The sequence below is a fragment of the Frigoribacterium sp. Leaf44 genome, from assembly GCF_001421865.1.
GTDB lineage: Bacteria > Actinomycetota > Actinomycetes > Actinomycetales > Microbacteriaceae > Frigoribacterium.
In genome coordinates this window covers 474,889-499,431 of the sequence record NZ_LMLG01000006.1, presented here as the reverse complement: position 1 = coordinate 499,431, position 24,543 = coordinate 474,889, and the positions used below count along the sequence as shown (strand labels likewise).

General features: G+C 72.6%; 26 protein-coding genes. 14 read left to right on the top strand and 12 right to left on the bottom strand.

Translation table 11 applies throughout. From position 1 onward, the window contains the following. Positions 1 to 72: 72 nt before the first annotated feature. From fliG to ASE87_RS10855, 5 genes are read right to left on the bottom strand one after another with little or no spacing between them, the layout of a single operon-like run. Positions 73 to 1,128 carry a flagellar motor switch protein FliG gene (gene fliG, locus ASE87_RS10875; RefSeq protein WP_055975147.1) on the bottom strand — a complete coding sequence of 352 codons (1,056 nt, stop codon included), beginning with the start codon at positions 1,126 to 1,128 and terminating at the stop codon, positions 73 to 75. Then, positions 1,125 to 2,816, bottom strand: coding sequence for a flagellar basal-body MS-ring/collar protein FliF (gene fliF / locus ASE87_RS10870; RefSeq protein ID WP_056228455.1), 1,692 nt, complete (start codon positions 2,814 to 2,816; stop codon positions 1,125 to 1,127). Before fliF ends, fliG begins: the two co-directional genes overlap by 4 nt. Beyond that, positions 2,816 to 3,172 (bottom strand): flagellar hook-basal body complex protein FliE, encoded by a 357-nt coding sequence (gene fliE / locus ASE87_RS10865; protein WP_052505418.1) that lies wholly within the window; start codon positions 3,170 to 3,172, stop codon positions 2,816 to 2,818. The genes fliF and fliE overlap by 1 nt, the downstream gene beginning before the upstream one ends. Continuing rightward, positions 3,172 to 3,567, bottom strand: coding sequence for a flagellar basal body rod protein FlgC (locus tag ASE87_RS10860; protein ID WP_043596823.1), 396 nt, complete (start codon positions 3,565 to 3,567; stop codon positions 3,172 to 3,174). The genes fliE and ASE87_RS10860 overlap by 1 nt, the downstream gene beginning before the upstream one ends. Beyond that, positions 3,567 to 3,911: a flagellar basal body protein gene (locus ASE87_RS10855; protein WP_043596821.1), complete on the bottom strand. Its 345-nt coding sequence runs from the start codon at positions 3,909 to 3,911 to the stop codon at positions 3,567 to 3,569. Before ASE87_RS10855 ends, ASE87_RS10860 begins: the two co-directional genes overlap by 1 nt. Positions 3,912 to 4,103: 192 nt before the next feature. Here ASE87_RS10855 and ASE87_RS10850 point away from each other — a divergent pair, with 192 nt between their 5' ends. The 5 genes from ASE87_RS10850 (at position 4,104) to ASE87_RS10830 (ending at position 7,797) form a co-directional block, all read left to right on the top strand. Next, positions 4,104 to 4,379, top strand: a complete 276-nt coding sequence (locus tag ASE87_RS10850; RefSeq protein WP_056228452.1) for a hypothetical protein — start codon at positions 4,104 to 4,106, stop codon at positions 4,377 to 4,379. A gap of 93 nt (positions 4,380 to 4,472) precedes the next feature. Continuing rightward, complete coding sequence (locus tag ASE87_RS10845) at positions 4,473 to 4,847, top strand: DUF6507 family protein (RefSeq protein WP_056228449.1); 375 nt, start codon at positions 4,473 to 4,475, stop codon at positions 4,845 to 4,847. Then, the gene (locus ASE87_RS10840; RefSeq protein ID WP_056228446.1) at positions 4,844 to 6,703 is read left to right on the top strand and encodes an alpha/beta hydrolase; all 1,860 of its coding nucleotides are present in this window, start codon (positions 4,844 to 4,846) and stop codon (positions 6,701 to 6,703) included. The genes ASE87_RS10845 and ASE87_RS10840 overlap by 4 nt, the downstream gene beginning before the upstream one ends. A gap of 119 nt (positions 6,704 to 6,822) precedes the next feature. Beyond that, complete coding sequence (locus ASE87_RS10835; protein WP_162235872.1) at positions 6,823 to 7,251, top strand: hypothetical protein; 429 nt, start codon at positions 6,823 to 6,825, stop codon at positions 7,249 to 7,251. A gap of 3 nt (positions 7,252 to 7,254) precedes the next feature. After that, complete coding sequence (locus tag ASE87_RS10830; RefSeq protein ID WP_056228441.1) at positions 7,255 to 7,797, top strand: hypothetical protein; 543 nt, start codon at positions 7,255 to 7,257, stop codon at positions 7,795 to 7,797. A gap of 149 nt (positions 7,798 to 7,946) precedes the next feature. On the opposite strand, the gene ASE87_RS10825 is transcribed toward ASE87_RS10830, so the two are convergent. Together ASE87_RS10825 and ASE87_RS10820 are read right to left on the bottom strand one after the other, a co-directional pair. Beyond that, on the bottom strand, positions 7,947 to 8,654 hold the full coding sequence (locus ASE87_RS10825; protein WP_056228438.1) for a response regulator: 708 nt from the start codon (positions 8,652 to 8,654) through the stop codon (positions 7,947 to 7,949). After that, complete coding sequence (locus ASE87_RS10820; protein ID WP_235472282.1) at positions 8,651 to 10,663, bottom strand: sensor histidine kinase; 2,013 nt, start codon at positions 10,661 to 10,663, stop codon at positions 8,651 to 8,653. Before ASE87_RS10820 ends, ASE87_RS10825 begins: the two co-directional genes overlap by 4 nt. A 170-nt stretch (positions 10,664 to 10,833) precedes the next feature. Here ASE87_RS10820 and ASE87_RS10815 point away from each other — a divergent pair, with 170 nt between their 5' ends. Continuing rightward, a complete protein-coding gene (locus ASE87_RS10815) occupies positions 10,834 to 12,363 on the top strand; it encodes a CitMHS family transporter (protein ID WP_043594806.1) in 1,530 nt (509 codons plus the stop codon). A gap of 30 nt (positions 12,364 to 12,393) precedes the next feature. Here the strand turns inward: ASE87_RS10815 and ASE87_RS10810 are convergent, their stop codons facing one another. From ASE87_RS10810 to ASE87_RS10790, 5 genes are all read right to left on the bottom strand, one after another. Further along, positions 12,394 to 12,729: a hypothetical protein gene (locus tag ASE87_RS10810; RefSeq protein ID WP_056228434.1), complete on the bottom strand. Its 336-nt coding sequence runs from the start codon at positions 12,727 to 12,729 to the stop codon at positions 12,394 to 12,396. Continuing rightward, positions 12,719 to 13,195, bottom strand: a complete 477-nt coding sequence (fliS, locus tag ASE87_RS10805) for a flagellar export chaperone FliS (protein ID WP_082059937.1) — start codon at positions 13,193 to 13,195, stop codon at positions 12,719 to 12,721. Before fliS ends, ASE87_RS10810 begins: the two co-directional genes overlap by 11 nt. Beyond that, on the bottom strand, positions 13,195 to 14,583 hold the full coding sequence (gene fliD / locus ASE87_RS10800) for a flagellar filament capping protein FliD (protein ID WP_056228431.1): 1,389 nt from the start codon (positions 14,581 to 14,583) through the stop codon (positions 13,195 to 13,197). The genes fliS and fliD overlap by 1 nt, the downstream gene beginning before the upstream one ends. Before the next feature lie 192 nt (positions 14,584 to 14,775). Continuing rightward, entirely contained in the window at positions 14,776 to 15,639 is an 864-nt protein-coding gene (locus tag ASE87_RS10795) for a flagellin (protein WP_056228428.1), read from the bottom strand. Positions 15,640 to 15,755: 116 nt separating this feature from the next. Further along, entirely contained in the window at positions 15,756 to 16,577 is an 822-nt protein-coding gene (locus ASE87_RS10790) for a sigma-70 family RNA polymerase sigma factor (RefSeq protein ID WP_143048661.1), read from the bottom strand. A gap of 469 nt (positions 16,578 to 17,046) precedes the next feature. Between ASE87_RS10790 and ASE87_RS10785 the strand changes: the two genes are divergently transcribed. From ASE87_RS10785 to ASE87_RS10750, 8 genes are all read left to right on the top strand, one after another. Then, positions 17,047 to 17,550, top strand: a complete 504-nt coding sequence (locus ASE87_RS10785) for a flagellar protein FlgN (protein ID WP_043594815.1) — start codon at positions 17,047 to 17,049, stop codon at positions 17,548 to 17,550. 1 nt (position 17,551) lies between these two features. Further along, the gene (gene flgK / locus ASE87_RS10780; RefSeq protein ID WP_369814007.1) at positions 17,552 to 18,976 is read left to right on the top strand and encodes a flagellar hook-associated protein FlgK; all 1,425 of its coding nucleotides are present in this window, start codon (positions 17,552 to 17,554) and stop codon (positions 18,974 to 18,976) included. Between the two features lie 3 nt (positions 18,977 to 18,979). After that, the gene (gene flgL / locus ASE87_RS10775; protein ID WP_056228425.1) at positions 18,980 to 19,864 is read left to right on the top strand and encodes a flagellar hook-associated protein FlgL; all 885 of its coding nucleotides are present in this window, start codon (positions 18,980 to 18,982) and stop codon (positions 19,862 to 19,864) included. Further along, the gene (locus ASE87_RS10770) at positions 19,861 to 20,265 is read left to right on the top strand and encodes a flagellar assembly protein FliW (RefSeq protein WP_043594811.1); all 405 of its coding nucleotides are present in this window, start codon (positions 19,861 to 19,863) and stop codon (positions 20,263 to 20,265) included. The genes flgL and ASE87_RS10770 overlap by 4 nt, the downstream gene beginning before the upstream one ends. Before the next feature lie 149 nt (positions 20,266 to 20,414). Beyond that, positions 20,415 to 21,623, top strand: coding sequence for a sorbosone dehydrogenase family protein (locus ASE87_RS10765; RefSeq protein ID WP_056228423.1), 1,209 nt, complete (start codon positions 20,415 to 20,417; stop codon positions 21,621 to 21,623). 324 nt (positions 21,624 to 21,947) lie between these two features. After that, entirely contained in the window at positions 21,948 to 23,201 is a 1,254-nt protein-coding gene (locus tag ASE87_RS10760; RefSeq protein ID WP_056228420.1) for a hypothetical protein, read from the top strand. Positions 23,202 to 23,222: 21 nt separating this feature from the next. Then, positions 23,223 to 23,678 (top strand): SprT-like domain-containing protein, encoded by a 456-nt coding sequence (locus ASE87_RS10755; protein WP_043595889.1) that lies wholly within the window; start codon positions 23,223 to 23,225, stop codon positions 23,676 to 23,678. An 89-nt stretch (positions 23,679 to 23,767) separates the two neighbouring features. Beyond that, positions 23,768 to 24,412, top strand: a complete 645-nt coding sequence (locus ASE87_RS10750; RefSeq protein WP_043595891.1) for a CGNR zinc finger domain-containing protein — start codon at positions 23,768 to 23,770, stop codon at positions 24,410 to 24,412. The last annotated feature ends 131 nt before the right edge of the window (positions 24,413 to 24,543 follow it).

Below are 24,543 nucleotides of genomic sequence, written 5' to 3'. Positions count from 1 at the left end.
GTGTCGCCCTGCCGTTGTCGCGATTTGCACAGGGGAAGGGCGGGAGGGGCGGGGCGGGAGGGGTGGGCGGGACTAGTCGACGAGGGCGTCGTCGTCGGAGCGGTGCATGGTGATCGCGCCCATCGCCTCGAGTTCGCGGATGGCGCGCACGACCGACGCCCGCGCCTCCTCGATCTGCGACTTGCGGACCGGCCCCATCGACTGCAGCTCGTCGTCCAGCAGCTCGCGGTTGCGCTCGGAGACGTTGCCGCGGATGACCTCGGTCACCGCGGTCGGTGCGCCCTTCATCGCCGTGGCGAGGATCGCCGCGTCGATGCCGCGAAGCACCTGCTGGATGTCGCGCGACTCGAGCTTGACGATGTCCTCGAAGGTGAGCATGCGCGAGCGGACCTCTTCGGCCAGCTCGGGGTCGCGTTCGTCGAGGCCCTCGAGCAGCGCCTTCTCGGTGGCCACGTCGCTGCGGTTCAGGATCTCGATCAGCGGCTGGATGCCCCCGACGACCTCGACCTGCTCGCGCGGGGCGACGACCGCACCGGCCCGCACCTTGAGGGTGGCGGCGACGATGCCCACGGACTCGGGGGTGGCCGTGCCCATCGTCGCGATGGCCTGGGCGACGTCGGCGCGCAACTCGACGTCGAGACCCGACATCACGGCGGAGGCCTGCTGCGGTCGCAGGTGGGCGAGCACCAGGGCGATGGTCTGCGGCAGTTCGCCGTCGAGCAGCGTCACCACCTGACCGGCCTCGGCCTCGTCGAGGAACTCGAACGACTTGCCGGCCATGTTCGACGCCATGCGCTCCATGACGCCGGCGGCACGTTCCGAGCCGAACGACGCCTCGAGCAGACCGACCGCGACGTCGTGCCCGCCACGGCGCTGGTAGCGGCCGCTGACGCTGAGGTCGTGGAACTCGGCCACGGTGGCCTCGGCGAGGGACGGGTCGACGCGGCGCAGGCGCACGATCTCGGCCGCGATCTCCTCGGCCTCGACCTCGCTGAACTCCTTCATGACCGCGGCCGCACGGGCCTGGTCCATCTGCATCAGGATGACCGCGACCTTCTGGGGTCCGGTCAACGGCTTGCCGACGCCGGGGGCCGCCGGGGCGCCGAAGGTCGTGGGGACGAGGCTCATGCGGGTTGCCGGTCGTCCATCAGGCCGCGCAGCAGCTCGGCGGTCTTGCCCGGGTCACGCTCGGCCATCGCGTCGATCTCGGCCCGGCGGCGCTCGGCCGAGACGAACTCGGGCGACGGCGTCGGGGCGTCGACCTCGAGCAGCTCGGTCTTCGCCTCGCCCATGCCGGGCAGCGTCAGCCGCGAGGTGGCGACGGCGTCGTCGAGCGACAACGGCATCGTGGCGTCCCAGGTCTGGGCACCGTTCTGCGGGGCGAGCTCACCGAGGTCGACGTCCTCGCGGTCCTGGCGGCGGCTGCGACGGGCGAAGACGATCAGCCCCACGATGGCGGCGATCGCGACGGCCGCCACGATGCCGACCGTGCGGATGGTGCCCCACATGGCCTCGCTCGCACTCGCCGCGTCGGCGGCCTTGAGCGCCTCGGCGGCGGCGTCCGCGGCCGAGGTGTCGAAGTCGACCTGCGCGACCTGGACGGTGTCGCCACGGGCGGCGTCGATGCCGGCTGCGGCACCGACGAGGTCCCGCACGCTCTGCATGTTGACCCCGTTGGCCGCGGCCGAGTTCAGCGCGACCGAGACGGTCTGGCGGCTGACCTCCCCGGCCGGCACGTTGAGGCTCTCGGTGACCTTGTCGACGGCGTTGTTCTTCGTGGTCGACTCGTTGGTGTAGCCGCCGTCGGCTCCGGTGCCCGCGGTGGTGGTCCCGTCGGCGGCGGTGCCGTTCGGCACGGCGATGTTGTCGGGGCCGAGCACGCCGGTCGCGCCGGTGCCGTTCGCCCCGTCCGCCCCCGAGCCGTACTGCTCGGTGGTGCCCGACTCGTTGAGGGCGATCGGCCCCGAGGTCGGCTGCGAGAACGACTCGGTCACCTTGGTGCCCGAGCTCTGGTCGAGGTCGGCGGCCACCACGACGGACGAGTTGCCGGGGCCGACCATCTTGTCGAGCATGGCCTGCACCGAGGCCTGGACCTTGGACTCGTAGTCGCTCGCGTCGCCGCCCGCGCCTCCGACCGCTCCGCTGCCGACGGCCGACAGCACCGTGCCCGAGGCGTCGGTGACGGCGACGTCGGTCGCCTTCATGCCGTCCACGGAGGCGCTGGTGAGGTTGACGATGGCCTGCACCTGTTTCGCGTCCAGCGTCGCGCCGGCCTGGGTCTCGACGAACACCGAGGCGGTCGGGTCGCGCTGCTCGGCGACGAACACCGACTCCTCGGGGATCGCGAGCTGGACGCTGGCGTTCTTGACGCCGTCCATCGCCTTGATCGTGTTGGCGAGCTCGCCCTCGATGGCGCGCTTGTAGGTGACGTTCTGCTGGAACTCGGACGAGGTGACGCCCATGGTGTCGAGCAGCGAGTAGCCGCCGCCCGAGCTCGCGGCGGGCAGGCCCGCGGCGGCGGCCTTGAGGCGCTCGTCGTAGACGACGTTCTCGGGCACGAGGATCGTGCCGCCGCCCGCGGTCAGCTCGTACGGCACGCCGTCGGTCTGCAGCAGTTCGACGATGGCACTCGCGTCGGTCGGGTCGATGCCGCTGAACAGCGGCGTGTAGGTGGGCTTGCCCAGCCAGCTGACGAGCGCGACGACGCCGAGCACGAGAGCGGCGACCAGGATGACGGCGATCGTGCGCTGCGCGACCGTGAAGCTCTGGAGGGCGGCACCGAGCTTGGCGAGCTGGCCCTTGACGGCGTTCGGCATCAGGCCTGCATCCTCATGATCTCGTTGAAGGCGTCGACGCCCTTGTTGCGGACGGCGCTGACCAGCTCGAGCGTGACCTGGGCACGCGTCGCGGCGATGGTCGCGTCGTGGATGTCGGTCAGGTCGCCCGTGACGGCCTTGACCGCGAGGGTCTTCGACTCGGACTGCAGCTGCTGCAGGCCCTCGACGGCACCGGTCATGGTCGCGCCGAAGGTCGCACCCGAGACCGAGGAGGCGCCGGTCGCGCCGGTCGTGCCCGTCACGTCGGACGCGCCGCCGGCCCCCATGAGCGAGCTCACGTCGGCGTAGCCGCTCTGTTGCACGGCCCCGAGGGCCTGGATTCCTGCGATGGGCATCAGCCACGTCCGATCTGGAGTGCGGCCTCGTAGGCCGTCTTGGCACGGTCGACCACGGCGGCGTTGGCCTGGTAGCCACGCTGCGCCATGATCAGGTCGCCCATCTGGGCGCCGAGGTCGATGTCGGGCATGCGCACGTATCCCTCGGCGTCGGCGAGCGGGTGGTCGGGGAGGTAGGTGACGCGGCCGGCTTCGCTGCCGTAGCGGTCGGCCTTGACGAAGACGCCCGAGGTGCCGGCACCCTCCTGCACCTCGACGTAGCGGGCCTGGAAGGCGGTGTCGTCCATCGACTTCACGGTGTTGACGTTGGCGATGTTGTCCGAGACGGCGTCGAGCCACTTGCGGTGCACGGTCAGGCCGGTGCTCGCGATGCCGATCGCGTCGAAGGCGGTCATCAGTTCGTCCGGAACGCGGCGCGCACGGCCGTCAGCTCGGAGTTCATGGCCTGCGTGGCGAACTGGTACCGCAGCACGGTGTCGACGTTCGACAGGGTCTCGGTGTCGAGGTTGACGTTGTTGCCGTCGAGGCGCGTGGGCTCGAGGCTGCGCGACGTGGACGCCTGGACCGCTCCGCTGCCGGACGCGACCGACCGGCCCAGCGCCTCCTCGAACTGCACCCGCTTGGCGGTGTAGTTCGGCGTGTTGACGTTCGCGATGTTCGCGGCGATCGTCTTCTGGCGCAGCGAGAGACCGTCGAGGGCGCTCTGCAGCGCCGCTTGCGTCACGGATTCGAGTGGCATGCCTGTCCCGGTGGGGTCGATGGAGTGCGAGGGGCCGATCCGTGGCCGGGTGTGCGAGCGATCCGTGCTCACGGCGCTCTATCGGCGGGCCGCGGGGCGACGTAAGCGGTGCACAGGTGGCTGCCCCGTACTGGGGGCGGGCGCCCCCTGCTGCTAGCGTCGCGCCCAGGACCGGGGGACGGAGGCGCGCGCATGGACGAGGACGGCCGACGACTGTTGGGCCTCGGGGACGAGCACGCTCCCGACCCGGACGAGAAGATCGTCGTGGACGACGACGAGGCGGCCGCGGAGGCCGCCCTGGGCCGCCGGTCGGTCGGTGCCGCGGTCGGACTCGTGTTCGTCGCCCTCGTGGTCGCGGGGATCGCGGTCGGGGTCGTGCTGCCCTTGCTCCTGTGGCCGGTCGGCTTGTGGATCGGCCTCCAGCAGCAGCCCGCCGAGATCGCGTCGCTCTGGTGGTTCGTGGGCTGACGCCCCTCCGCCGGTGTCGTCGGCCGGGGCTCCGTGACAGGATGGAGGAGCAGCGCTCGGGGCAGCGGGCGGACAACAGAGCATCCAGGGGGGATGACGATGACGTCGTGGAGCATCCAGATCGACGGGGTACGGGCGGTTCTCGCCTCGGTCGCGACCGACGGGGAATCCCTGACCGCGGCGGGGGCGGCGTTCGACGCCGCCTCGGCGTCCGCCGTGGCCACCGTGGCCGCACCGACCGTCTCGGCGGCGCTGCGATCCGCCATGGACGAACGCGAGGACGTCGCCGACCGGATGGCCGCGACCGTCCGCCGCGCGGTCGGTGGGGCGAGCGATGCCACGACCGCCTACCTCGACGGTGACGAGGAGATGGCGGCGAACGCGACCGCCCGCGCCTCGGCGGTCGACGCGTGGAACCGGAGCGCGCCTCCTGCGGGCGTCGATCACGGCATCTGGAGGGTCCGATGAGTTACATCACGACGGCCGACGTCGAGCCGATGGCGGACGACCCCGCGGCCGTCGAGTCGGCGGCGACGTCCCTGCGGGCGACCGCCGAGCCGTTGCGGTCGGCGGGTGCCGACGTCGAGGCGCACTGGCAGGGTCTCGGCGGCGTCTACGAGGCACCCGAGCAGGGCGTGCTGTTCGGGGCGGTCGCCCCGGTGCGCGTCGCGGGAGACGACCTGGCGACGTCGATCGAGCAGATCGCCGACGCCCTCTCCGCCTACGCCGAGGCACTCGCACCGCTCAAGGTGCTGCGCGACCGGCTGTACACCGACGTCGGCGAGTTCGGCATCGAGGTCGCGACCTGGCACGGCGAGGACGGCAACGGGTCCGAGTCGTGGACGTCGAACCCCGAGTTCGTGGCCCGCGACCAGTCCCTGCGCCGGTCGGCGTCGGGCATCACGTCGGCGATCCTCGACGCCGAACGCGACTGCGCCGGCGCGATCGGGGCCGTGTCCGGAGGCACGGGCAGCGGGCTGGGGGCGGTGGACGATGCCCAGGCGGCAGCGATCGCTCGCCCGGGCGCCTGGCAGACGGTGTTGACCACCTTCGACGCCGATGTCGACGCCGCGGCGATGACGACGCTCGAGAGGCTCGCGGCGATGGACCGCGACGAGCTCGACGCCTGGGTCGCCGACAACGAGGACCGCATGCACCAGCTCATCGACGAGCCGCCGTCGGCCGAGGCCACCGAGGCCTGGTGGAACGGCGTCGACCCCGCCACGCAGGCGCTGATGGTGTCGAGCGCCTACCTCCTCGTCGGCAACCTGGACGGGGTGCCGTGGAACCGCCGCGTCGAGGCGAACCACAACGGACTGCGGTCCGAGAGCGAGCGCCTGCGACGGCTCATCGCCGCGGCCGACGGGGACGACGACGCCGACGCCGACGAGGTCCGGCGATGGGAGAAACAGCTCGAGAGCTACGAGAACCTCCTCGACGACGAGGTGACCTACCGTGCCGGCGACGACGTGCAGACACAGAAAGGTCATCACGTGATCGTGTTCGATCCCTCACGGGAGGCGATCGCCGAGTACGTCGGATACCTGGACGCCGACGGACGCATACCCGCGAGCACCGTCGACGTGGGGACGTTCGTCCCGGGAACGAACAGCAAGCTCGAGAGCTTCTCCGAGAACACGCGCATCGCCCGGAACCTCGCCGACAAGGCCAACCCACGTGGGTCCTTGGGGATGTTCGTGTGGCAGGGCGGACACTTCCCGCAGGACCTCGAAGCGGTGGACGCGGCCCCGAGCCAGGACCTGGCACCGCGGCTGGCTGCTGCGGTCGACGCCCTCCCCACGGTCGAGACCACGAGCACCACGGTGGTCGGGTACAGCTACGGCAGCGCCGTGGTGGGTCTGGCGGAGTCGGCAGGCATGTCCGCCGACCGGGTCATGTACGTGTCGGGAGCGGGCCTCGGCCACGGCATCGAGGGCATCGACGAGTTCCCGGAGACGAAGGACGTCCCCCACTACGCGACCCTGGCGCCCGGCGACTACACCGTCGGACTGATCCAGGGGGTGCAAGGAGATCTGCTCGGCGGTCAGCAGGGCCACGGGACGAGCCCTCTGGGCGCCGCGGGTGTCACACGCCTGGAGACGGGCTACGTCGACGAGGCTCGTGGCCAGGACAGCGGAGCACTGACGGGCCATCAGGTCTGGACGGGCAAGGGGACGTCGAGCATGTACCAACAGGTCTTCAACGTCTTGACCGACGGCCCACTCGTCGCCTATGCCGATGACGGGCGATGGCACAACATGTACCTGACGGATCGCAACCTGCCCATCATGGCGGACGACTACGAGCCCCGACCCGTCCGATGACGAGGACCGACATGCCCACCAGGACGACAGCAGCTGTGGCCATCGCATTGTGCGCGGCGGCGTTGGTGGGGTGCTCCGCGACCGCGGACACCCCGAACGGTGACACCGAGGAGAGCACCATGACCATCGAAGAGACCGGCACGGTCGCCACGGAACTGATCGACGGCCTCCAGGCCCAGGTCGACCCGACGCTCGTGGCGAGCGTCGAGGCCCAGGAGGACGGCGCGGCGGCGATCGGCGGATCGGCGGACGACGCCGACGGCAGCATCCAGGAGTGGCGGGTGCTGCGGTACGTGAACCTCGTGCCGGACGCACCCCAGCTCGACGTCGCCGAGTCCGTGATCGATGCCCGCGTCGCGGACGGCTGGACGGTGGGTCTCGACCGTGAGACGTCGAACGCGGGAGGCCGCTGGGTCACCTTGACCTCGGACGAGGACCGCTACGACGGCTTCGAGCTGACCGTGCAGGCCGGTGACAACGGGGCGTCGCCCGGGCAGAACTACGTCCTGCTCGGCGTCGTCGGGCCGACGGTCGAGACCGCACCGTGAGTCGTGACTGACGAGAGGTCGTGGGTCTCCGCGTCGCTCGCGATCGCCCTGGTCACCGCCCTGGCAGCGTGCAGCACGACCCGGCCGACGACGGACGCGACGTCGACGCCCGTGCCGACCATGTCCGTCGAAGAGACCGGCCGACGTGCCGACGACCTCGTCGACCGGGTGGTCGCGCTCGTCGACCCGGCCGTCGTCGAGAGCGTCGAGGTGTTGGAGGACGGCGACGCCGGCGTCGCCGGCACACCGAACGACCCGGACAGCAGCATCCGACAGTGGACCGTCGCGCAGTCCGTCGTGCTCGTTCCGGGTGCCTCACGGGACGCGACGACGGCAGCGCTGGTCGACGCCCTCGTCGCCGACGGCTTCACCGTCTTCGAGGACGACACCACCCCGAGCGGCTCACGGCGGGTCGTGACCGGACCCGGTGAGGGTGCGGACGAGTCCTACACCGTGACCCTCCGGGGAGGACCCGACAGCTCCGTCAACCGCCTGATCGACGTGCAGGTGAACGGGCCTGTCGTCGAGACCGCACCGGCGGACTGAGCCGGCCCGCGCCTCCTCGGCGGCCCGCCCCGACGAGCGGGGGTGCATCGCACCGTCGGCTGGACGTCGCACCGCCGGAGTGGGCGGTGCGACGTTCAGTCGGCGGTGCGATGCGGCGGCAGGGCGGCGGCGCGGAGGAGCGGGTCGGGTCAGGGGCGCGAGTAGCGGTGCTCGGGGCGGCCGGTGGTGCCGTAGCTGAGCTTCATCGTGACGAGACCGTCGGCGGCGAGCGCCGCGAGGTACCGCTGCGCCGTGGCCCGCGAGACCCCGACCCGGGCGGCGACGTCGGCCGCCGACAGTTCGAGCGGCCCGACCCCGGCCCGGCCACCGGCCTCCGCGGCGGCCGCGTCCGCCTCGGCGGCGAACTGCTCGAGCACCGCCTGCTCGGTCGCCGACCGCGACGGCGAGGCCGCCTTCGCCGCGTCGCCGGAGTGGAGGATGCGCAGGGCCCGTTCGAGCGCCTCCTGGTCGACGGCCGTCCGTTCGTCGAGCACGTTGCGGTACCGCTGGTAGGCGTGCAACCGGTCGATCAGCGTGCCCGACGCGAACGGTTTGATCAGGTAGCCCAGCGCCCCGCGCCGCAGGGCCCGCCGCACGGTCGCGGCGTCCGACGCGGCGCTGAGCACGAACGCGTCGACGTCGACCTCGCGCAGCAGGTCGAGCCCGCTGCCGTCGGGCAGGTGGACGTCGAGCAGCAGCAGGTCGACGTGCTGCTCGGCGAGGACGCGGCGTACCTCGGCGACCGTGCCGACGGCGGGCAGCGCCCGCAGGCCGGGCAGCTGCTCGACCTGACGGCGGTGCAGGTCGGCGACGTAGAAGTCGTCGTCGACCACGAGCACGGTGAGTTCGGTGGTCACGGGGTGGTCCTCTCGGGGGTGCCGGGGGTGCTGCTGCCGTCGGGGGTGGCGGGGGTGCCGTCCGCGGGCGTGCCGACGCCGTGCGGTCGCGCGTCGTCGACGGCCGGGGACGAGGAGGCGCCGGCCGAGGACGAGGAGGCGCGGGCCGGCCCGGACGCGCCCGTCACCACCGCCGCGCCCGCCACCACCGCCTCGCCCGAGACCGCGCCCACGAGCCTCGCGCAGAACACGGCACCGTGCCCGTCACCGCCCGGCGAGCCGAGCCAGACGTCGCCGCCGCGGCGCCGGGCGATGTCCCGGGAGAGCGGCAGTCCGAACCCCAGGCCGTGCACGCGTGCGGGGTCGGGCTCGGCGTCGGCCGCGTGCGGACCGCGGTCGAACAGCTGCCCCGCGTCGGCGACACCGTCTCCCGAGTCCATCACCGACAGGTGCAGGTCGGTGCCGTCGTCGAGCACCTCGACCTCGATCCAGGCGGGGGTGACGCGGCCGGCCACGGCGGCCCGCACCGCGTTGTCGACCAGGTTGCCGAGCACGGTCGTCACGTCGCCGGGCTCGACGACCGACCCCGTGACGAGCGTCTCGGGCCCGAGCTTCAGCAGGACGCCCCGCTCGGCCGCCTCGACGCCCTTCGCCCCCAGGAACGCCTGCAGGTACGGCTCGGTCAACCGGTCGGCGTGGGCGACCGGGTAGCGCAACGGCCCGTGGTCGAGCACGTCGGCGAGGTACGCGCGGGCCTGCTCGGCCCGGCCGAGCTCGAGCATCCCCGAGAGGGCGTGCAACCGGTTGGCGAACTCGTGTCGCTGCGCGCGGAGGGCCGTGGTCATCGCGCCGACGGCGTCGAGCCGGCGGGTCAGGGCCTCGACGGCCGTGCGGTCGCGCACCACCGCGACCCGGCCGAGGTCGACCCCGTCGCGCGACACCGGACGCACGTCGACGAGCAGCACGTGGTGGTCGACCACGAGCGTGGTGTCGGTCGTGGTCGTGTTCGCACCGTCGGGCCGCGCCCGCGAGCCGGGCGGCGCGTCCGCCTCGCTCGAGCCGAGCAGCGCGACGAGCCCCTCGGGCAGGTCGAGCCCGAAGAGCGGCTGCCCCACCACGGCACCCGCGTCGAGCCCCAGCAGCCGGGCGGCCTGGTCGTTGCACACCGTCACCACACCGTCACGCGACACCGCGAGCACGCCCTCGCCGACCCCGCCGAGCACGGCCTGCTGGTTCTGCACCAGGGTCGACAGCTCTTCGGGCTGCAGCCCGAGCGTCGCCCGGTCGAGCCGCCGACGGATCAGCACCGACGCGACGACGCCGAGCACGAGGGCGAGCACGGCCACCCCGACGACCGGCACGGCGTCCTGCACGAGCGTGTCGTACACGCGGGTCGGCGCGTAGCCGACGCTGACCTCGCCGACGACGCCCTCCGCCGAGCCGGACCCCGTCGACGCCGCGCCGACCGAGACGCCCGGAGCGTAGACCGGCACCTTCGCGCGGGCCGAGTCGCCGAGCGTGCCGCGCTCCCAGGCGACGACCTCCTCCCCTCGCAGGGCGGCATCGGGGCTGGTGCTGACGCGCTCGCCGATGCGGGAGGGGTCCGGGTGCGCCAGCCGCACCCCGCGATCGTCGGTCACGACGACGAAGAGCGCCCCGGTGCGCAGCCGGGCCGCGACCGCGGTGCGCTGCAGGGCTCCCTGGGCCAGCGCCTCCTGGTCGATCTCGGTGCCGTCGACGCTCAGCAGCGCGACCTGCTCGCGGACGTCGGCGTCGCTCGCGACGCTCTGCGCCACGGCGAGCGCCGTCGACTCGGCCTCGCGCGCCAGCCGCTGCACGGCGATGGTGGCGAACACGGCGCTGGTCAGCAGCACGATGGCGGTGACGACGGCGAGCTGCAGCAGCAGCACCTCGGTGGCGAAACGTCGCTTCCGGAGGCGCGGCACCGCCCCCTGCCCCGGCCCGCGTCGCACACCCGCCCGACGGCTCGCCGGCGTGCGGCGTCCCCGTGGTGAGCTGTCGTCGGTCACGTCGGCCAGGGTACCGGGCGTGGCCGACGCGCCCCGCGCCTCCTGCGGCCCTGAGCAGAACGCGCAGAACGGCGCCAACGCGCGATAGTCGGCCAATGCGCACAAGCGCGACGCGCAGCGGGAGGCGCGGCTAGCGTGCCCGGACACACGAACCGGACGAAGGAGTCCTGATGCTCGTCATCCTCGGTTATCTGATGATCGCCACCTTCATGGTGCTGATCATGACCAAGCGGCTCTCGCCGATGCTCGCCCTGATCATGGTGCCGACCATCTTCGGCCTGTTCGCGGGGGCCGGCCTCGGCATCGGCGACATGGTGATCGAGGCGATCGGCGACCTCGCTCCGACCGCGGCGCTGCTGATGTTCGCGATCATGTACTTCGGGCTGATGATCGACGTCGGGCTGTTCGACCCGCTCGTACGCTTCATCCTGCGCGTCACCGGCAACGACCCCGCGAAGATCGTGCTCGGCACGGCGCTGCTGGCCGGGGCCGTCTCGCTCGACGGCGACGGGTCGACCACGTTCATCGTGACGACCGCCGCCATGCTGCCCATCTACCTCAAGCTCGGCATGAGCCCGGTCGTGCTGACCTGCGTCGCCGGCCTCGCCAACGGCACCCTCAACATCGTCCCGTGGGGCGGGCCGACCGTGCGGGCCGCCGCGGCGCTCAACGTCGCGCCGTCCGACATCTTCGTGCCCCTCGTGCCGTCGCTGATCACGGGCCTCGTCATCGTGTTCGTGTTCGCCTGGCTGATGGGCCTGCGCGAGCGCCGCCGCCTCGGCACGGTCGAGCTCGGCGGGTCGGTGCTGGCGGCCGCGGCCGAGAAGATGTCGCCCCTGTCGCGCGAGCTGGCCACGGCCGCCCGCGGTGGCGGACCGGGCAAGGCGGGCGTCGGCGTCTCGATGTTCACCAGCCCCACGGTCGCCCTGGGCCTGCGCGGCGGGCGCGCCGACGGCAGCCGTGCGGACGCCCCCGGCGAGCGCGCGGTCGACAACCCGGGCGGCAGCGGCGGCAGCGAGAACGGCGCTCCCCTGGCCGGCACGATGGCCGACACGATGCTCGACCCCACCCGCGAGACCCTGCGCCCCAAGCTGATCTGGTTCAACCTCGCCCTCACCGTCGTGGTGATGGTGCTGCTCGTGCTCGACCTCTTCCCGCTGGCCTACGTGTTCATGGTCGGCGTCGCGGTCGCGCTGTTGATCAACTTCCCGAAGGTGAAGCAGCAGTCGGCCGAGATCGTCGCCCACGCGCCGAGCATCGTCGGCGTCGTCTCGATGGTCTTCGCCGCCGGCGTGCTGATCGGCGTGCTCAACGGCACGGGCATGGTCGACGCGATGGCGCAGTGGCTCGTGCAGGTGATCCCGAACGAGATGGGCCCGTACCTCGCCGTCATCACGGGGTTGCTCAGCCTGCCGCTCACCTTCTTCATGAGCAACGACGCGTTCTACTTCGGCATCCTGCCCGTGCTCGCCCAGAGCGCCGCGGCGTTCGGCATCGAGCCGGTCGAGATGGCCCGGGCCTCGGTGATCGGCCAGCCCGTGCACCTGCAGAGCCCGCTCGTGCCGGCGATCCTGCTGCTGGTCAGCCTCGCGAACGTCAACCTCGGCGACCACCACAAGAAGGTGCTCTGGCGGGCGGCCGTCGTCTCGGTCGTCATGCTCGTGGTCGCGATCGTCGTCGGGGTCATCCCCTTCGGCTGAGGCCACCCGGGCGGGGTCGGCCGGGCCGGGTCAGCCGGTGGCGTCGAGGTAGACCGGGCGCGAGGGCTCGTGTGACGCCTCGACGGTGCGGACGGCGCCGAGGTGCTGCAGCACGGCGACCCGCGCCGCCTCGAGGCGGGCGAGCACGCCGCGCTGGCGCTCCGCCAACGAGGAGGCGCGGGTCGCCAACTCCCGTGGCAACGGCCCCAGCCCCACGGGCGGCGTCCATCGACGGGCCGGAGTGGGCAGGGCGGTGGGGTCGCCGTCGCCTGCGGGAAGCGAGGCGTCCGCCTCGGCGACCAGCGCCTCCAGCTCGTCGAGGGCGGCGCGCCAGGCGGCGTGCGTCCGCTCGGTCCTAGGCGACACCGAAGCCTCCGGACAGGCCCGGGACGGTCGAGGCGGCGCCCGCCTGCAGCGAGGCCGCGGCCTCGTGCCAGGCCTGGCGCAGCGGTTCGAGCAGCCCGATGACCTCGCGGGTCTGCGCGACGTCACGGTGCACGTTGGCGTTGACCAGGGCGGTCGACGTGTAGGTGTACAGCGCGAGCAGGCCCTCGCCGCCGTCCCAGACGTCGATCTTGAGCGACGACGACAGCTCGGCGATGATCGCCTGGGCGTGCAGCAACTGCTCGGAGGCGGTGCCCCAGTTCGCGGCGACCTGGGCGGCCTCGGCACGCGACAGGTCGAGCATGAGGCGGTCGTAGAGCATCGTGACGAGCTGCACGGGCGTCGCCGACAGCACGGCGTCGCTCGTGTACTGGGCGCGCTGCTTCTGCACGACGGCGGAGGGGCCGGCCGAGGCCGCGGCGAAGGCGGCGAACGAGGTGGCGTCCATCAGCTGCTGCTCGTCGACAGGGTGGCGAGCTGGCTCGAGATGTACTTCTGCTGCGCGGTCAGGGCGCTGAGCGAGGTCTCGAGGGCCGAGTAGGTCTTCTGCAGGCTCGCGCGGCGAGCGGAGAGACGGTCGTCCCAGTCGCTGACGCGGTTGTTGAGGTCCTTCACGACCGACTGCTGCCCGGTGATGACCTTCGTCAAGGAACCGTCGAACTTGTCCGACACGGCGGTCGACGTCGAAGCGACCCGTGCGGCGATGGCACTCATGGTGGCCTGCACCTTGGCGGGATCGGCGGCGAGCGCGGCGGCGAACTTCGTGGCGTCGACGGCGAACTGGCCGGTCTTCGCGTCGATCGAGATCCCGATGGTGCTCGGCGACTGCCCGTCGACCGGGCTGAGAACGGCGTCGGTCAGTCGCTGCGTGATGCCACGGGTCGTCGAGTTGCCGCCGAAGACGCCGGCGGTGACCGTCGTCGTCCCCGTGGAGCTGGTCGACGTCGTCGCGGCACTCCTGCTGCTGATCAGACTCAAGGCCCCGTTGACACCCGCGATCAGGTCGGTCGCGACCTTCGTCGCGGCCGTCGCGTCGCGGGCGATCGCCAGGTGCACCGGCTCGGTCGTCGTGGCCGAGACGGTGACCGAGACACCGGGGATCACGTCGGTGAACGTGTTGCTGCTGCTCGTGACGACCTGCTCGGCCGCCGTCCCCGCCCAGAGGGTGATCGAGGCGTCGCGCGCCTGCGAGATCACGGCGGCGCCGGGCTGGGCGATCAGGTCGGGGGCGGTACCGGCGGCCACGTCGGCGGCGGTGCCGCGGAAGACGTCGAAACCGCCCTCGGCGCCGCTCTTCTGGCTCGACAGCTGCAGGCGGTACTGCACGGCACCCGAGGCGTCCTTGCCCGAGGCGACCTTGACGGCCGAGACGCCGGCGGCGGAGGCGTTGATCGCCGTCACGACGTCGTCGAGGGACGAGGAGGCGGCGGTCACCTCGGTCTTCGTGCCCGCGGCGGAGACGAAGGTCAGGGTGGCGGGCGAGTCGGGCCAGGTGGTCATCGCCGCGGTCACGGCGGTCTTCGACGAGGCGGTCGAGCCGACCACGAGGTCGACCGAGCCGGAGACGGCCCCGGCCGCGGTGGTGGCCGTGACGGCCGTCGAGCTGCTGGTGGGGGTGAAGAGCGAGAGCGAGCCGGCCTTGGCGGTCGAGGTCGCGAGGGTCGCCAGGTCGGCGATCCGGGTGTTGAGCCCCTGCAGGGCCGTGACGAGCGTCTGGCCTGCCGTGGCCTTGTTCTTCAGGATGGTCTGGGGCACGGCCTCGGACTGCATCAACGTGTTGATCAACGTCGTCGTGTCGAGCCCGCTGACGAGTCCGTCGATGCCGAGCGAGGCCATCTGGTGCTCCTGTCGAGGTGGGGTGTCCGGGGTCGGACCGTGGGGCAGATCGAAGTGGGGGGGGGGAAGTGCTGAGACCGGGTGGCCCGACGGTGCAGGATCAGCTGCACCGTCGAGGCCACCCGGTCTCGAACCGCGGTGAGGTGGTGGGTCAGGCCCGAGCTGGGAGCACGGGACCCTCCTCGGCTACGACTAGCGGAGGAGCGACAGCACGCCCTGGGTGCTCTGGTTCGCCTGGGCCAGCATCGCGGTGCCGGCCTGGCTGAGCACGTTGGAGCGCGTGTACTTGACCATCTCTTCGGCCATGTCCACGTCGCGGATGCGCGACTGAGCCGCCGTGAGGTTCTCCTTCGCGACGTTGGTCGACGCGATGGAGTGCTCGAAGCGGTTCTGGACGGCACCCAGCTCGGAACGAGCCGACGAGACGTTCTTGATCTGCTCGTCGATGCTCTTGATGGCGAGCAGAGCATCGGCCGCCGAACCAAGGCCAGCGGCAGGCGTCGCAGGGTCGCTGACGGCGTCAGCGATGGCCCCGATGGCCGTTCCGACAGTCACGACGTTGGTGAGCTTCACGTCGATCTGGTCGTTGGCCTTGGCGGAGCCAGCACCGACCTGGAAGGTCAGCGTCTTGTCCGTCGTGTCGAGCAGGTTGATGCCGTTGAAGTTCGTCGAGCTGCCGAGGCGCGTGAGCTCCTTCGACAGGGCCGAGACCTCCGTACCGATGGCCTTGCGGGCGTCGGCGTTGTTCGAGTCGTTACCGGCCTGGACGGCGAGGTCGCGGACGCGCTGGAGGATCGAGTGCACCTCGGTCAGCGCACCTTCAGCGGTCTGGACGACAGAGATGCCGTCCTGGGCGTTGCGTGCGGCGACGGTCAGTCCGCCGACCTGCGAGCGCAGGCCCTCGGAGATCGCGAGGCCGGCCGCGTCGTCAGCGGCACGGTTGATGCGGAGGCCGGACGAGAGCTTCTCGAGGCTCTTCGACAGGTCGTTCTGCGTGGCGTTCAGGTTGCGGTACGTGTTGTTGGCCGCGAGGTTGGTGTTGATCTGCATACCCATGGTGTTCTCCTCCGTGACTGGGTGGTGTTCGTCGGCCCATCCGTGGGCTGACACCGGCTACTGTCGGCCGGTCGACCGCGGCTGTAAGTCAGCCGCAGAAGTTTTTTCGGGCGATCTCAGACCGCCGTGCTGACGACGGCCGCGTCGGGCTCGCGCATGGCGCGGGCGATGCCGACGGCGGCGTTCGTCGCGACGCGCGACAGGTACGCGCTGCGTCGGGCCGGCGCGGTCTTCGAGACCGGCGTGAACTCGGCGTCGGGGTCGTCGGCGTAGTGCGACTCGAGGGCGTCGCGCAGCAGGCGGACCGCCTCGGTGCGCTGCTGCGAGACGGCGCTGTGGGTGATGCCGAGCTCGTCGGCGATCTCGGTGACCGTGCGGTCGCCGAAGTAGACCCCTTCGACGATCAGGCGCATGCGCTCGGGCAGGGCCTCGACGGCGGCGGCGACGTAGCGGCTGCGCTCCGACACGAGCAGGTTCTCCTCGGGCAGCGGCAGGTCGGCGGCGAGGTGGTCGGCGACGGTGTCGTCGAGGGCCGAGACCGTGCGGGCCGCGTCGGTCAGGGCACCGGCCGCCGTCTGGCGGTCGACGCCGAGGGCACCGGCGATCTCGTCGACGCTCGGGGCGCGTCCCAGGGTCGCGGTGAGCGCCTCCTGGACGGCGAGGGTCTCCTTGATGCGCTTGCGGGTGCCACGGCTGGCCCAGTCGCCCGAGCGCATGTCGTCGGCGAACGCGCCGACGATGCGGGTGCGGGCGTAGGCGCCGAACGGGATGCCGAGCGTGGGGTCGAAGGCGTCGGCGGCCTGGACGAGGGCGACGGCACCGACCGAGGCGAGGTCGTCACGCGACAGGTGGGTGGCGCGGGCGCACACCTCCGAGACGAGGTAACCGACCAACGGCAGGTTCTCCACCACCATGGCGTTGCGTTCGGTGCGGTTCATCGCGACTCCCAGTGCGAAGGGGACCTGTGTGGTCCGGTGACGGTGACTCCGGGCGCGACGAACGGCCCTCTGATCAGGGCACGTCGACAGGGTTCGCCGAGGAGGCGCGGCGCACCGGACGAGACGTCGTCCGGACCGCGGATGGTGCTGCGCGACCGACCCGTCGGGGGTCCGTCGCTGCTCTGCAACGCTACCGAGCAAGAGGGGGGCGGCGGCAGTCCGGAACTGCCCCCAGTGCGGGGGAACGGTCGTCATCCCTTCGGGGGACACACCCCGTGCCCCCACCCCCGGACTGGGTCGGAACGGCCCTTCCTTCGAGTGGTGCTTTAAGGCTAGGAGCACGGTTCGGGGCCGCTGACTAACGTGCTCCGCGCCTCCGCCGATAGTCACCGGTGCAGAGGACGCCGGGCACTCCTCGCCGACGACCGACGAACCCGACACCCCGATGCGACCGACCGAGGAGGCCCCCATGGGCGCTAACGAACTCTCCGCGCTGCTCTGGCGAGAGCGCGAGCTGCTCGAGCTGCTGACCTTCAAGCTCGAGGAGGAGCAACTGCTGCTCACCGCGGGCCGCAGCCGCTGGATCGACCACGCCACGCGTGAGGTCGAGCAGGTGCTCGGTCGCCTCCGCTCGGCGGGGCTCGAGCGCAGTGTCGAGGTGTCGGCCGTCGCCCGCGAGTGGGGCACCGACGAGGAGGCCCCGCTGCGCGAGATCATCGCCGCGGCCCCGGCCGGCCCGTGGGGCGAGATCTTCACCGCCCACCTGCGTGCCATGACCGAGCTGACCGGCCGCATCGCCCAGCTGCGCGACGAGAACGAACGCTTCCTCCGGGCCGCCGCCCGCGCCACGCAGGAGACGTTGGCCACCGCGTCGACCGGCCCCGCGACCGCGACGTACGACGCGACCGGCCAGACCGGTCACGCGAACTCGGCCAGCGCCTCCGGCGGTCACCTGTTCGACGGGCGGCTCTGACGTGGTGAGCACGTTCGGCAGCCTGGCCACGGCCTACCGCGGGCTGACCGCGGCCCGGACCGGGCTCGACGTGGTCGGCCAGAACATCGCCAACGTCAACACCGAGGGCTACACGCGCCAACGGGTCACCCAGTCCTCGATCGAGGCCGCGGCCCGCGTGGGCCTGTTCTCGAGCGGCGCCCAGCCGGGACAGGGCGTGTCGGTCGACGGCATCGCCCGCATCGGCGATCGGTTCGCCGACGCGCAGGTGCGCGGCGCCGCCGGGGCCGCCGGCTACCAGGGCGTCCGCGCCTCGGTCACGGCCGCCCTCGAGTCCTCCCTGAACGAGCCGAGCACCACCGGCATCGCCTCGCAGCTGACGAAGTTCTGGTCGGCCTGGCAGGACGTCTCGAACGACCCGTCCGCCGCCGCCCCCGCCGCCGTGCTGCTCGGCCAGGCGAACACGATCGCCCAGACCCTCTCGACCGGCTACAAGGCCGTCGACGACCAGTGGACCTCGCAGCGTCAGCAGCTCGACGGCCTCGCCTCGCAGCTCAACTCGGCCGCGACCCAGGTCGCCGACCTCAACGTGCGCATCCGCACCGCGACCCAACAGGGCGTCAGCACCAACGAACTGGTGGACGCGCGCTCGGCGCTGACCGAGAAGATCGCGACCCTCGCCGGAGGCACGGTGCGAGACAACGCGGACGGCACGGTCGACGTCCTGGTCGGCGGCAACGCCCTGGTGTCGGGCGACTCGGCCCGGCAGGTGAAGGTGACCGGTGACTACACCCTGGCCACCGCCTCCTCGGGGGTCTCGCTCGAATGGACCCACCGCGCCGGCGACCCCATCTCGCTCGACGGCGGCAGCATCGCCGGCTCGCTGTCGGTGCTGGCCCCGGCCGCTCCCGGCGGCACCGGCGGCGTGCTCGCCGAGGCCGCCGCGAGCTACGACGCCCTCGCGACCCAGCTCGCCGCCCAGGTCAACGCGGTGCACTCCACCGGGACGACGGCCGACGGCACCACGGGTCACGCCTTCTTCGGGTTCACCGCCGGGGTGTCCGCCGCCCGCGGCCTCACCGTGCTGCCGACCGGCGCCTCGACCATCGCCTCGGGCAACGGCACGGGCGGGGCCCTCGACGGCTCGGTCGCCCGGGCCGTCGGCCAGATCGGCCTGTCGGTCGGTTCGCCCGACCGCACCTGGGGCTCGATCGTCAGCACGATCGGGGTGACGGCCCGCACCGAGGCCGATCGTTCGACCCTCACCGACCTCGCGGCGACGTCCGCCAAGGGTCGCCAGCTCTCGACCGCCGGGGTCAGCCTCGACGAGGAGAACGTCAACCTGCTCACCTATCAGCACGCCTACCAGGGCGCGGCCCGGGTCATGACCGCGATCGACGAGATGCTCGACACGTTGATCAACGGCATGGGACGGGTCGGGAGGTAACCGATGATCACCCGCACCACGAACCAGATGGCGATGCTCACCGCGCAGCGCAACCTGCAGACCAGCTCGTACCGGGTCGACCAGGCCCAGCAGCGCGCGTCGACCCTCGACAAGATCTCGAAGCCGTCGGACGACCCGGCCGGCACGGCGGATGCGCTGCGGGTCAAGGCCGAGCAGGCGGCGAACGTGCAGTTCTCCCGCAACGTCGGCGACGGCAACGGGTGGCTCTCGCTGGCCGACTCGGCCCTGTCGTCCACCGACGACGTGCTCAAGAAGGTGCGCGACCTCACCGTGCAGGGCGCCAACACCGGCGCGTTGTCACAACCCGCACTCGACGCCATCGCAACCGAGATCGACGGCCTCAAGGCCGACCTGCTCGCCGTGGCGAACACCTCGTACAACGGTCGCAGCGTCTTCGCCGGCACGTCGGACGCGGGCGTCGCCTTCCGCCCCGACTTCAGCTACACCGGCACCCCGGGCTCGTCGGTCACCCGCCAGATCGGTGTCGAGACCAGCGTGCGCGTCGACGCCGACGGGGCCACCGCCTTCGGCACCGGCGCCGACTCGGTCTTCAGCATGCTCGACCGCATCAGCAGCGACCTGCGGGCCGGCGTCAACGTCGGGACGCGGCTCACCGAGGTCGACGCCCGGCTGACGGCCGTCCGCGGCGTACAGTCCGACATCGGGGCACGACAGTCCCAGATCCTGAGAGCCGAGGACACCCTCTTGGACACCAAGACCACGCTGGAGGCGCAGCGCGCCGGCATCATGGACCTCGATCTCGGCGAGGCCGTGCTCGACCTGCAGATGCAGAACACGTCGTACCAGGCGGCCCTCGCGGTCACCGCCAAGGTGCTGCAGCCCACGCTGATGGACTTCCTCCGATGAGCGCGAACGCCGCCCGCGAGGTCGCGGGCTCCGTCGTGACGTTCGTCGCGCCTCCGTTCGGTCTCGAGCCGTTGACCGACTTCTCGCTCGAGCGCATCGACGGTGCCCCCGGACTCTTCGCCCTGCGGGCGAGCGGGTCCGAGGTGCGGCTGTTCGTGCTCGACGCATCGGTGCACCTGCCCGACTACTCGCCCGTCGTGTCGGACGACCAGTCCGCCACCCTCGACCTGCAGGACGCCGCCGAGGCCCTGCTGCTCGTCGTCGCGACGCCCGCGTCGACCGGCATGACGGTCAACCTGCTCGCGCCGATCGTGGTCAACGTGCGCACCGGCGCGGGTGCCCAGCTGATCCTCGAGGGCCAGGACTGGCCGCTGCGCGCCGAGCTGAACCCGCGCGCGTAGCCCTGCCTCGCGGCCGGGCACCGGCCCGGCTCGCGGCGGGGCCCGGTTCGCGCTCGGCTGGACACCGGCTGCGAAGGCGGTCACGGTGTGGTGACGACCGGTGCGGACGTCACGGTCGTCGGCTTGCCTGGACCCCAGGAGGCGCGATCATGATCACGACACCCCGCACCACACGGCACCGGCTCGCCGTCGGCACGATGGCGGCCGTCACCGCCGTCCTGCTCGTCGGCTGCACCGCCGGGGCCGACGCCCCGGGCTCGGGCGGTCAGGCCGCCACCCGCCCGGCGTCCGAGACCCCGACCGACCCGACGGCCGCCCCGGGGCCCGGCCCGGTCGCGCCGACCACCGACGCGACCGCCGTCACCGTCGCGGCCGACGCCGTGCCGACCGACGTCGCCACCGACCTCGCGGCCCCCTGGTCGGTCGTGCGACTCGACACCGGGTCGTCGTTCGTCAGCCTGCGCGACACCGGCACCGTGCTCGAACTCCTCGCCGACGGCAGCACGCGCGAGGCCGGCACCATCGACGGGGTCGTCCACGAGGGCGAGGGCGGACTGCTCGGCCTGGCCGTGCTCGCGGGATCCCCGTCGTACCTCTACGCCTACGCCACGACCGCCGACGACAACCGGGTGGTGCGCGCGCCGATCACGGGTGAGGTCGGCTCGTACGGCCTGGGCGAGCAGGAGGCGGTCATCACCGGCATCCCGAAGGCGAGCAACCACGACGGCGGCCGCATCGCGTTCGGCCCGGACGGGATGCTGTACGTGACGACGGGCGACGCGAACCAGCGGCCGAACGCGCAGGACCCCGGTTCGCTCGGCGGCAAGGTGCTGCGCGCGACCGCGATCGGCGGCGTGCCCGACGACAACCCGACGCCGGGGTCGCTCGTCTACTCGCTCGGTCATCGCAACCCGCAGGGCATCGCCTGGGACGCCACGGGCGCGGCCTGGGCAGCCGAGTTCGGGCAGAACACCTACGACGAGCTCAACGCCCTCGAGCCCGGGGCGAACTACGGCTGGCCCGAGGTCGAGGGACGCGGCGAGGACGCCGGCTTCTCGGACCCGGTGCTGCAGTGGTCCACCGACGACGCCAGCCCGAGCGGCCTCACGGCAGTCGGCACGACGCTGTACCTGGCCGGGCTCGGCGGCGAGAAGCTGTTCGAGATCCAGGTGGCGCCCGGTTCCGAGGCCGTGCCGACCGAGCTCTTCGCCGGAGACAGCTCGCTCGGCCGCATCCGCGACGTCCTCCCCGGTCCCGACGGCACCCTCTGGCTCGTGACGAACAACACCGACGGGCGGGGCACGCCGAGCGCCGGCGACGACCGCATCGTCAGCGTCCCGCTCACCCCCGTCCCCTGACCCGCGGGTCGCCCCGCGCCTCCTGGCCCTCCGCCGTCCTGCCTCTGCCCCTGCGCTCCTCCCGTGCAAATCGCGACAATCGGAGGGCGACACGCCGACCGACCAGCACGATCGCGTGGCGGGAAGCGGCCACTTGTCGGGATGTGCACGCGACAGGAGGAGGCGCCGGTCGGGTTCGGCACACCGGGCGAGGAGGCGCGGGTCGCGTTCCGCACGCGACGTCAGGAGGCGCGGGCCGGGTTCCGCACACCGGCCCGCGACACTCGCTCACACGCTGCGCGCCGCGCGGCCTGTTCGGGGGCCGGGCGGTTACCCTCGTACTCGATGAGCCAGCACGACCGACCCGACACGACAGCACCCGGCAGCGCCCGCCCCCAGACCGTGCCGCCGGGGCTCGCCGCACCCGTCGTGCGCGGCATCGGCGGCGCCGGCGGATTCGACCCCGTCAGCCTGCGCACGGCCGTCGACGTGCCCGCCGCCGAGGCCCGCCTCGCCGCCCTGGGCCAGAGCCGCAGCACGGCCGCCCTCGGTGAGCGCGCCGACCTGTTGCGCCTGCTCGGCCGACTCGACGAGGCCCTCGCCATCGCCGAAGAGGCCTTCCGCCTGGCCCACTTCACCGGCGACAGAGCCGACTCGACGGCCGCCCGCATCCGTCGCGCCCACATCTTCCGCGAGCAGGGCAAGCTCGACCGCGCCCTGAACGACCTGCACACCAGCCGCATCACCGCCGCGACCGAGGAGTGGCGCGAGCTCGAGGCCGCCGCCGCCGAGCTCGAGGGCTACACGCTCTACGACCTCGGCCGTAACGAAGAGGCTCGCGAGACCCTGGCCAAGGCACTCGAGGCGTACGAGGCGTCCGGTGCTCCGCGAGACCGCACGAACGGGTTGCGCGTCGCGATCGAGGGCGTCATGCGCGCCTACCTCAGCGACACGGGCCCGCAGCCACGGATCGAGGCCCCGGCCGTGGGCGACACGAACCCGGTGCCGGTCCAGCCCCTGACGTCGGCGCCGTCGGCCGCGGCCGCGGCCCCGGCCCCGGCTCCGGCCCGGACCCAGGTGCCCCGGTTCGACGGCATCGCCGCACTCTACGGCGGGTCACCCGCGCCCGCGTCTGCTCCTGCTCCTGCTCCTGCTTCCGCCCCCGAGTCGTCGCAGAGCACCGAGGCCCCGGCCTCCGACGACGACGGAGGCGCGGTGCCGGTCCGTCAGCCCATGGACGCCGCGCGCACCGCCGCCATCAGCTTCGATCCCGAGTCGATGCCCGACGAGGCCGCCGCGTCGCCCGTGGCCGACGCCGCCGCCGCCCGGGCCGAGAAGGTCGCCGCGACCGCTCCTGCCGCGCCGCGCGACGGCGGACTCTGGGGCAAGATCAGCCACCTCGCCGAGCGTGCCGCGGGTCACCGCGACCGGGACTCCGACGAGTTCGACGCCGAGCGTCGGGGCGACACCGAGCGTCGCGGCGCCGACGAGGGCCGTACCGGCGACCGACCCCGCACCGGCGGCACCGGCGTGACCGGGGTCGTCGACGGCCTGCCGCGCGACGACGAGCCGACCACCTGGCCGTTCCCGCGTCGCTGACCCGCGCCTCCTGACCTCGACGTGGCCGACCTCGACCGGGTGCGGCGCTGGGCCGCCGCGCTCATCGACCTGCACCTCGACCCCACCGTGTGGACCTTCGGCTTCGACAACGCGAAGACCCGCGCGGGCCTGTGCAACTACACGACGAAGCGCATCACGGTCTCGCGACACCTCGCCGGTCGCTACGACGACGACGAGATCCACCAGGTGCTGCTGCACGAGGTCGCCCATGCCCTCGCCGGCTCGCGCGCCGGCCACGGTCCCCGGTGGAAGGCCGTCGCGACCGACCTGGGCTACGTCGGCTCACGCCTGCACGACGGAGCCATCGCCAGCGAGCTCGCCCCGTGGGTCGGGGTCTGCCCCGCCGGGCACGAGCACTACCGCTACCGGCAGCCGGCCCGGCCGCTCGCCTGCGGGCGGTGCTCGCGGCGGTACGACCCGGCGCACCTGATCACCTGGACGAAGCGCGAGGTCTGACGCCGCGCCTCCCCGGGCCTCGGCCGCCCCTTCTCCTCGGCGAGGGTGCAGGAAAGCCGAGGAGGCGCGTAACCGGTTAGGGTGGTCAGGTGCAGACCGGACAGTGGCTCAGATCCGACACCGACACCCGGTGGTTCTTCGACTCGGGCGCGCTCAGCCTCGACTTCGCGTACCTCGGCGGGTTCCGTGCCGGATCGCGCTTCGGCCCGGAGTCGGGCCTCGACCTGCCCGCCGACGGGTCGACCCCGTGGGACGGCCTCCTGCTTCCCGCCGACCTCGACGACTGGATCGGCGAACGCTTCGACGGCATCGCGGGCTCGGCGGGCGACCGCGAACTCGCCGACGCGCGGGGCCTGCGCGACGCGATCGCGCGGCTCGCGGTGGCCGCGGCCGATGCCACGTCGACGGACCCCGACGACGTCGACACGCTCAACTTGTTCGCCGCCCTGCCCGACGTCCCGCCGTCCCTCGAGGGCGGCCGACGCCAGGCCGGTGCGGGGCGCCTGCGGCTCGGGCAGGCGATGGCGTCGGTCGCGCGCGACGCCGTGACCCTGTTCACGACCGTCGGCTTCGGAGGCGGACCGGACTCGCGCCTCCGTCGCTGCACGAACGAGGCGTGCGGGCTCGTCTTCTTCGACGAGTCGCGCGCGGGCAGCCGTCGCTGGTGCTCGATGCAGCGGTGCGGCAACCGCGCCAAGGTGCGGGCGCATCGTGCCCGGGCCGCTCGCGCCTGACGACGGAGTCGCGCACGCTGCCCGGCCGCTCCGCTCGGCCACCCCGCCCGGCCCGCTCGGCCACCGCCCGAGCCCGCTGACCCGCTCAGCCTCCGCCCAAGCACCCAGCCCGGCGTGCCACCCGGCGCCCC